The organism is Bradyrhizobium sp. P5_C12 (genome assembly GCF_054049735.1).
The window spans coordinates 71,838-80,714 of the sequence record NZ_JBFULU010000035.1 but is presented as its reverse complement, the minus strand read 5'-3'; the positions used below and the strand labels follow the sequence as shown (position 1 = coordinate 80,714).

Annotated in this window: 6 protein-coding genes; 5 read left to right on the top strand and 1 reads right to left on the bottom strand. The window is 64.1% G+C overall.

Annotated features, from left to right (window positions below; all coding sequences use genetic code 11):
• The coding region (locus ACXJMY_RS26885; protein WP_456622365.1) for a methyl-accepting chemotaxis protein at positions 1-1,725 on the bottom strand (1,725 nt) is incomplete at its 3' end.
• 333 nt (positions 1,726-2,058) lie between these two features.
• Between ACXJMY_RS26885 and ACXJMY_RS26880 the strand changes: the two genes are divergently transcribed.
• The 5 genes from ACXJMY_RS26880 (at position 2,059) to ACXJMY_RS26860 (ending at position 8,850) form a co-directional block, all read left to right on the top strand.
• A complete protein-coding gene (locus ACXJMY_RS26880; protein ID WP_456622364.1) occupies positions 2,059-2,544 on the top strand; it encodes a (2Fe-2S)-binding protein in 486 nt (161 codons plus the stop codon).
• Positions 2,545-2,630: 86 nt separating this feature from the next.
• Entirely contained in the window at positions 2,631-4,973 is a 2,343-nt protein-coding gene (locus ACXJMY_RS26875) for a xanthine dehydrogenase family protein molybdopterin-binding subunit (RefSeq protein ID WP_456622363.1), read from the top strand.
• 134 nt (positions 4,974-5,107) lie between these two features.
• Complete coding sequence (locus ACXJMY_RS26870; protein ID WP_456622362.1) at positions 5,108-5,908, top strand: FAD binding domain-containing protein; 801 nt, start codon at positions 5,108-5,110, stop codon at positions 5,906-5,908.
• Between the two features lie 210 nt (positions 5,909-6,118).
• Entirely contained in the window at positions 6,119-7,237 is a 1,119-nt protein-coding gene (locus ACXJMY_RS26865) for a CaiB/BaiF CoA transferase family protein (protein ID WP_456622361.1), read from the top strand.
• Between the two features lie 323 nt (positions 7,238-7,560).
• Entirely contained in the window at positions 7,561-8,850 is a 1,290-nt protein-coding gene (locus ACXJMY_RS26860; RefSeq protein WP_456622360.1) for an IS4 family transposase, read from the top strand.
• Positions 8,851-8,877: the final 27 nt, after the last annotated feature.

Genomic DNA, 8,877 nt, shown 5'->3' with positions numbered 1-8,877 from the left:
CTGCATGCCCGTGATGTGCGAGGAAATCTCGTCGGTGGCCTTGGCGGTCTGGCTCGCCAGCGACTTCACTTCGCTGGCGACCACCGCGAAGCCGCGACCGGCTTCACCGGCACGCGCCGCCTCGATGGTGGCGTTGAGCGCCAACAAATTGGTCTGCTCGGCAATCGCCGTGATCAGCTTGACCACCTCGCCGATCTGCTGGGCCGCATGCGAGAGTTTGCCGATGCGGCTGTCGGTTTCCTTGGCCTGCCCGACGGCGGCTTCCGCGATGCGGCTGGAGTCGCGGACCTGGCGGCCGATCTCCTCGACCGAGGCCGAGAGCTCTTCGGTCGCGGTCGCGACAGACTGCATGTTGCTCGAGGCCTGCTCGGAGACGCCGGCGACCTGACTCGACAGGCTCTGCGTGGTCTCCGCGGTACGGGTCAGCGTCGAGGCCGCCGATTCGAGCTGCACGGCGGAGGCCGAGACGTTGGAGACGATGGCGCCGACCGCGCCCTCGAAATCGTCGGCAAACCGGATCAGCTCGGAGCGGCGGGCCGTAGCGAGCTCCTTGTTCTGGGCTTCGCTGGCGGCGGCATCGCGCTCGGCCTTGGCCACCGCCTGAACCTTGAACTCCTCAACCGCGCCGGCCATCTCGCCGATCTCGTCCTTGCGGCCGAGGCCCGGCAGCACCACGTCGAAATTGCCTGAAGCGAGCTCGCGCATCGCCTTGCACATCGCGATCATCGGACGCGAGATCCCGGTGCCGAGCAGGAAGGCAAGGACGGCGCCCAGCAGCGTGCCGCCAATGGCCAGCATCAGCACCAGGTGCTCGGTCTGCCCGATGGTTGCTTCCGACTCCGAATCCAGCCGCTGCTGTTCGGAGACGAGGTCCGCCTTCATGGCGGTCGCCCCCTGAAGGATCGCCCCCGCCGAGCCGGTCATCTCGGTGACGAGCTCATCGACCATCTTGGCGTTGGCGATCAGCTTCTCCAGCGCCTCGCGATAGGCGCCGAGCAATCCCTTGGCGTCCTTCAGCCCGGCGACGATCTTGTCGTCCATGGAATAGACCGCGCCGAGCGAGTTCTCGACGAATTTCAGCCGCGCCAGCGCACTCGACGCGATTGCCTGGTCCGACGTCAGCACGAAATTGGTCGCGGCAGAGCTTGCGGTCTGGAACTGGGCATTGACCTGCTTGGTGCCGAACTCGATCGCCTGCGCCTCGGAATCGGAGGCGTTGTTGCCGATGTCATCGAGCTTGTACTTCAGCAGGTTGGCATTGCGCGTGAGCTGATTCTGCACCAGCAGCGCGCTGTCGCGCTTGGCCTGGAGCACCTTGGCGAAGGTCGCTGAGAAATTCGCAAACTCCTTGGCGAGCTTGCCGAGGCTCTCCTGCCGCGCCGGCTTCTTGGCACCATTGACCGCCTGGCCGATGGCATTCTTCAGGCCGGCTTCGGCATCCAGCGCGGCCTTGGCGTCGTCCTCCTTGCCTGTGACAACGAAATATTTGACCGCCGAGCGGTAGGCGAGCAGCTCACGGTCGATATTGCGGGCGAGATCGGCCTCCGTGACGCTGGCGCGGTAGGACCCGACACCGGACGAGACCCGTTCGAAGCCGAAATAGGCGAACGCCATGCTGCCGGCGGAGATCACCAGCACTGCGGCAAAGCCGAGAATGATTTTTGCGCGGAACCTGAGGGTCGGAAATATGGTGCGCTTCGACGGCGACGCGATACGCCCGGACATTCCCACCCCCATTTTCATTCGGCCGTGATCCGGAGGCGCCCCGCCCCCAGACCCGGATGCGCAAAACTAGGGCAGAATCGATAAGGGGCGGTAAATTTGTCGCACAGGCGCAATTTCCGGCTTTGTCGGCCAGCGGCCGACGGGGTGGGATGGCAGCCGGCAGCTCCCCCGCTGACCGCACCGCAAGAGACGACCCTCCGGCAGCGCAAATCATCGCACCCATCTGGATCGATGACCTTTCCATGACCCGAGCGAGCAAAATCCTAGTTGCAAAGTCCGGGGGCCGCGGTCTCTAATTAGAAACAATCAAAATCAATCCGGGAGGTACTTTCCGTGTCTACAGTCAAATTGACGGTGAACGGCAGGGCTGTTGCTGTCGACGTCGAGGACCGCACGCTGCTGGTCCATCTGCTGCGCGACCACCTCAACCTCACCGGGACCCATGTCGGCTGCGACACCAGCCAGTGCGGCGCCTGCGTCGTGCATATGGACGGCAAGGCGGTGAAATCCTGCACCATGCTGGCGGGACAGGCCGACGGCGCCAACGTCACCACCATCGAAGGCATCGCCAAGGGCGACGAGCTGCACCCGATGCAGGCGGCGTTCCGCGAGAATCACGGCCTCCAGTGCGGCTATTGCACCCCAGGCATGATCATGTCGGCGATCGACATCGTGCACCGTCACGGTGGCGAGCTCGACGAGACCACCGTCCGCCACGAGCTTGAAGGCAATATCTGCCGCTGCACCGGATACCACAACATCGTCAAGGCCGTGCTGGATGCGGCCGGACGCATGAAGGTTGCGCAGGCGGCCGAGTAAACGGCTCGCCTCGAAACAAAAAAACCACCGCTGCGGCTTTCGAGGGAAAGCGCAGTCAAAACAATTCCGGTCGGGAGGACCAGACAATGGGTGTTGAAGGCATCGGCGCGCGCGTCGTGCGCAAGGAAGACAAGCGTTTCATTACCGGCAAGGGCCGCTACGTCGACGACATCAAATTGCTGGGCATGACCCATGCCCATTTCATCAGAAGCCCGCACGCACACGCCAAGGTGAAGGGGATCGACTCCTCCGCCGCGCTGAAGATGCCGGGCGTGGTCGCCGTCCTCACCGGACAGCAGATCGTCGACGACAAGGTCGGCAACCTCATCTGCGGCTGGGCTATCACGTCGAAGGACGGCAGCCCGATGAAGATGGGCGCGTGGCCGGCGATGGCGCCGGAGACGGTGCGCTTCGTCGGACAGGCCGTCGCGGTGGTGATTGCCGAAACCAAGAATCAAGCACGTGACGCGGCCGAGGCCGTCGTCATCGATTACGAAGAACTGCCGGCGGTCGCCGACGTCACCGCCGCGATCAAGGCCGGCGCGCCGCAGCTTCACCCCGAAGCCCCCGGCAACCAGGTCTATGACTGGGTGATCGGCGACGAGGGCGCGGTGAGCGCCGCCTTCGCGAAGGCCGCCAATGTGGTGAAGCTCGACGTCACCAACAACCGCCTCGCCCCGAACGCGATGGAGCCGCGCGCGGCGATCGCCGATTACGACGCGGCGGAAGAGCATTTCACGCTCTACACGACGTCGCAGAACCCGCACGTTGCCCGCCTGGTGCTGTCGGCGTTCTACAACATCGCGCCCGAGCACAAGCTGCGCGTGATCGCACCCGATGTCGGGGGCGGCTTCGGTTCGAAGATCTTCATCTACCCGGAAGAGATGGTGGCGCTGTGGGCCTCGAAGAAGGTCGGCCGTCCGGTGAAATGGACCGGCGACCGCACCGAGGCGTTCCTCACCGACGCGCATGGCCGCGACCATGTCACGCAGGCCGAGATGGCGTTCGACGCCAACAACAAGATCACCGGCCTCAAGGTGAAAACCTATGCCAATTTCGGCGCCTACATGTCGCTGTTCTCGTCGTCAGTGCCGACCTATCTCTACGCGACGCTGCTGTCGGGCCAATACAATATCCCGGCGATCCATGCCGAGGTGATCGGGGTCTACACCAACACCACGCCGGTCGACGCCTATCGCGGCGCGGGCCGCCCCGAGGCGAGCTATCTGATCGAGCGGCTGATGGAGACGGCGGCGCGGCAGCTGAAGGTCGATCCGGCCGCGCTGCGCCGGACCAACTTCATCACCACGTTCCCGCACCAGACGCCCGTGATCATGGCCTACGACACCGGCGACTTTAACGCCTCGCTCGATGCGGCGATGAAGGCGATCGACTATGCCGGCTTTGCCGCCCGCAAGGCCAAGGCAAAAGCCGACGGCAAGCTGCGCGGCATCGGCGTGTCCTGCTACATCGAAGCCTGCGGCATCGCGCCGTCGAAGGCGGTCGGCAGTCTCGGCGCCGGCGTGGGCTTGTGGGAATCGGCCGAGGTGCGCGTCAACCCGGTCGGCACCATCGAGATCCTCACAGGCTCGCACAGCCACGGCCAGGGCCACGAGACCACGTTCTGCCAGCTCGTCGCGGAGCGCTTGGGGGTTCCGATCAGCCAGGTCTCGATCGTCCATGGCGACACCGACAAGGTGCAGTTCGGCATGGGCACCTACGGCTCGCGCTCCGCGGCCGTCGGTCTCACCGCGATCCTGAAAGCCATGGAGAAGATGGAATCCAAGGCCAAGAAGATTGCGGCGCATGCCCTGGAGGCTTCCGAGGGCGACATCGTCATCGAGAACGGCGAGTTCAAGGTGGCCGGCACCGACAAGGCCATCGCCTTCCCGATGGTCGCGCTCGCGGCCTACACCGCGCACAATCTGCCGGACGGGATGGAGCCGGGCCTGAAGGAAACCGCCTTCTACGACCCGACCAACTTCACCTTCCCGGCCGGCACGTATATCTGCGAGCTCGAGGTCGATGCCGGCACCGGCAAGACGAGTTTCGTCAACTTCGTCGCCGCAGACGATTTCGGCCGGCTGATCAACCCGATGATCGTCGAGGGACAGGTCCATGGCGGCCTCGCCCAGGGCATCGGGCAGGCCCTGCTCGAGCACGCGATCTACGATGCCAATGGCCAGCCGATCACGGCCTCGTTCATGGACTACGCCATGCCGCGCGCCGACGATTTGCCGTCGTTCAACCTCTCCCACACCACGACGCTCTGCCCGGGCAATCCGCTCGGCATCAAGGGTTGCGGTGAGGCCGGCGCGATCGGCGCCTCCGCGGCCGTGATCAACGCGATCACGGATGCGATCGGCAAGAACAATCTGGAAATGCCCGCAACCCCGGACCGGGTGTGGCGCACGATCCACGCGGCCTGACCACCATCGTCATTCCGGGGCGACGCGAAGCGTCGAACCCGGAATCTGGAGCCACGAATTCAACCTCGAGATTCCGGGTCTGCGCCTGCGGCGCATCCCGGAATGACAGAGCAAAGATTTCAGGAGCAACAAAGATGTACCAGACCACCTATCATCGCGCTTCCTCGATCGACGAAGCCGCCAGCCTGTTCGGCAAGAGCAGCGAGGCGAAATTCCTCGCCGGTGGCCAGACGCTGCTGCCGGTGATGAAGCAGCGCCTCGCCAGCCCCTCCGACGTGATCGATCTCGGCAAGATCAAGGAGCTGATCGGCATCGAGGCCTCCGGCGACACGCTGACCGTCAAGGCCGCCACGCCGCATTATGACGTCGCGACCAGCGACACCGTGAAGAAGGCGATTCCGGCGCTGGCCTATCTCGCCTCGCTGATCGGTGACCCCGCCGTGCGCTACCGCGGCACGATCGGCGGCTCGCTCGCGAACAACGACCCCGCCGCGGATTATCCGGCCGCGACGCTCGCGCTCGGCGCCACCGTGAAGACCAACAAGCGTTCGATCTCGGCGGAGGATTTCTTCAAGGGCCTGTTCACGACGGCGCTCGAGGACGGCGAGATCATCACCGCCGTCTCGTTCCCGGTTCCTGCAAAAGCGGGCTACGCAAAATTCCCGCATCCGGCCTCGCGCTTTGCGCTGACCGGCGTGTTCGTCGCCAAGACCAAGTCGGGCGATGTCCGCGTTGCCGCGACCGGCGCCTCGCAGAGCGGCGTGATGCGGGTGCCCGCGATCGAGGCCGCGCTGAAGGCGAACTGGTCGCCGTCGGCGATTGATGGCGTGAGCATTTCGGCAAGCAATTTGCTGGCGGACATTCACGGCACGTCGGAGTACCGCGCCAACTTGATCAAGGTGATGGCGCAGCGTGCGGTGGCGGCCGCAGGTTGACGATCGCGCTTTAGCGCCTCAACGCAAATTTTCCGCGGCGCGCACTTCAGTGCGCGCCGCTTTTATTTTGGCCATGCGTCACGAAAACCGCTTGCCTCGCTGACGTGAAGGCGGGAAAAGTTAATCGGTCAATTAACTCGCCCACAGAGGAACGTCCCAGGCCATTGCCGAACCATCGGCAATTCGCCTGCGACCCGAGGAAACAACAACGTGCTCGATAAATCAGCCCAAGAAAAATCAGAAGGCTCCTCAATCCGCACCTCCGGCCCGCTCTCGGGCTTCCGCATCGTCGAATTCGCCGGCATCGGCCCGGGCCCGTTCGCCTGCATGATGCTGGCCGACATGGGCGCCGACGTCGTCACGCTCGACCGTGTCGGCGCCAGGAAGAGCATGAAGTCGGTGGCGGGGCGCGGCCGCAAGGTGATCGAGCTCGATCTCAAGGACAAGGCGGCAATCGCGGAGGTGCTCGACCTGCTTGCGAATGCCGACGCGCTGGTCGAAGGCTTTCGTCCCGGCGTGATGGAACGGCTCGGGCTCGGCCCCGAAATCGTGCTCGCGCGTAATCCAAAGCTCGTCTACGGCCGCATGACCGGCTGGGGCCAGGAAGGCCCGCTCGCCAGCGCCGCCGGCCACGACATCAACTACATCTCCATCACCGGTGCGCTCGCCGCGATCGGCACCAAAGAAGCGCCGGTGCCGCCGCTCAATCTGGTCGGCGATTTCGGCGGCGGCGCGCTCTATCTCGTCGTCGGCGTGCTCGCCGCGCTTCTGGAAGCATCGAGGTCGGGCAAGGGTCAGGTTGTCGACGCCGCGATGTGCGACGGCGCGGCCTCGCTGATGTCGTTCTTCTTCGACATGACCACGATCGGCCGCTGGACCGAAGGCCGCAACCAGAATTTCCTCGACGGCGGTGCGCATTTCTATGGCGTCTATGAATGCGCCTGCGGCCATTTCGTCTCGATCGGCTCGATCGAGCCGCAGTTCTACGCGCTGCTGCGCCAGCATGCCGGCCTGACCGACGCCGATTTCGACGCGCAGATGGACCGCCAGGCCTGGCCGGCGCTGAAGCAAAAGCTGCAAGCGGTCTTCAAGAGCAAGACGCGCGAGGACTGGTGCAAGATCATGGAAGGCACCGACATCTGCTTCGCACCGGTGCTGACCATGTCGGAAGCGACCGAGCATCCACACATGATCGCCCGACAGGTGTTCGTCGAACGCCACGGCGTGAAACAGCCCGCGCCGGCGCCGCGATTCTCACGCACGCCGTCCGCGGTTCGCGAGCCGGAGGGAGCGGAGATCGGGGCAGTGATGAAGGCGTGGAAGAGGTAGAAGCTCCAAATCCCCTGTCGTCCCGGCGAAGGCCGGGACCCATAACCACCGAACATGGTTTGGCGAAGACTCGGAGTTAGCAGCTCGCGCCACAACCTCTCCCTGGGGTTATGGGTCCCGGCCTTCGCCCTAGGGCATGCACATATCTGGTGCGGCGGATTGACTCGGACGGGGCTTGGGGGATTCCAGAATCGGGAAATCGTGTGATTTCTATTGCGGCACTTCTGTTGGATGGAGGTGCCGATGCTGTCACAGATCGACTGGACGTTGGGCCGGTTCGGGGATCGTCGCCTCGATAAAGGGGGGCGGCGCTTGTCGGACGCATGGTCGCGGGCAAGGATGTGTGCCTGCGACGCCTTTCCAGGGGTGACCGTGCTCTGGAGGTGCGGTTCAATCGCTTCCTCGGCCACGACAAGGTGACAGTGGAACGGATCATCGAAAGCTGGAGTGAAAGCACGGTTGCGGCGGTCGCGGACCGCCATGTGCTGGCGATCCAGGATACCAGCGAAATCCACTTCAACACCACGTCGCAACGCCGGCGCGGGCTCGGGGAAATCGGCAGGGGCAACCAGCATGGCGTACTGCTGCATCCGCTGCTGGCGGTGGATGCCGACAATGGCAACTGCCTCGGACTTCTGAGCGGCGAAGTATGGACCCGCGAGGGGCGCCGGACCGTCTCACATGATAGCCGCGACCTCTCGGACAAGGAGTCGCAACGCTGGATCACCACCGCCGTTGCGGCCAAGCCGCTGCTTGCCGATGCCGCCATGGTGACGCTGCTTGGCGACCGCGAGAGCGACATCTTTGCTCTTTATGCCAGTGCAGCCGAGCAGCACTTCCACGTGATCGCTCGCAGCATGCATGATCGCAAGCTGGCTGACGAGACCGGCTTGTACGCAACCATCGACGCCAGGGCAGCGGTTCAGCGTCGCACCATCCAGTTGCCTGCGCGCGCACAACGGCCCGCACGTCAGGCCGATCTCGAACTTCGCTTCGGCGTGATCGAGCTTGCCCGGCCCCAGAGCAAGTTCCTGCGCCATTTGCCGAAAAGCTTGCGTTTGGCCGTCGTCGACGCCCGCGAGATCAACGCCGCTCCCGACGTCGAGCCGCTACACTGGTGTCTTCTCACCTCTCACGAGGTCGCCAGTGCAGACAATGCCTGGCGGATCGTCGGGTGGTACAAGCAGCGCTGGATCATTGAGCAGTTCTTCCGCGTCCTCAAGACACAGGGCTTCAGGCTCGAAGATAGCCAAATCGGCATCGCCGACCGGCTTCTCAAATTGGTCGCTATCGCTGCCAAGGCCGCGGTTATTACCATCCAGCTTCTGCAAGCGCGCAACGGCGGTCGGCAGACCGTCTCGACGGCCTTCAACGCCAATGAAGTCGCCACTTTAACGGCCCTCAATCAGCAGTTCGAAGCCAGAACCAAGCGGCTGAAGAACCCACATCCGCCCGACACCCTCGCTTGGGCCGCCTGGATCATCGGTCGTCTCGGAGGATGGGATGGCTACCCATCCTCCAAACCACCCGGTCCCATCACCTTCAAAAACGGCCTCGAATACTTCAACGCCGTCGCTGCTGGATGGAGCCTCAAAGATATGTGCATGCCCTAGGGCCTTCGCCGGGACGACACCGGTTGT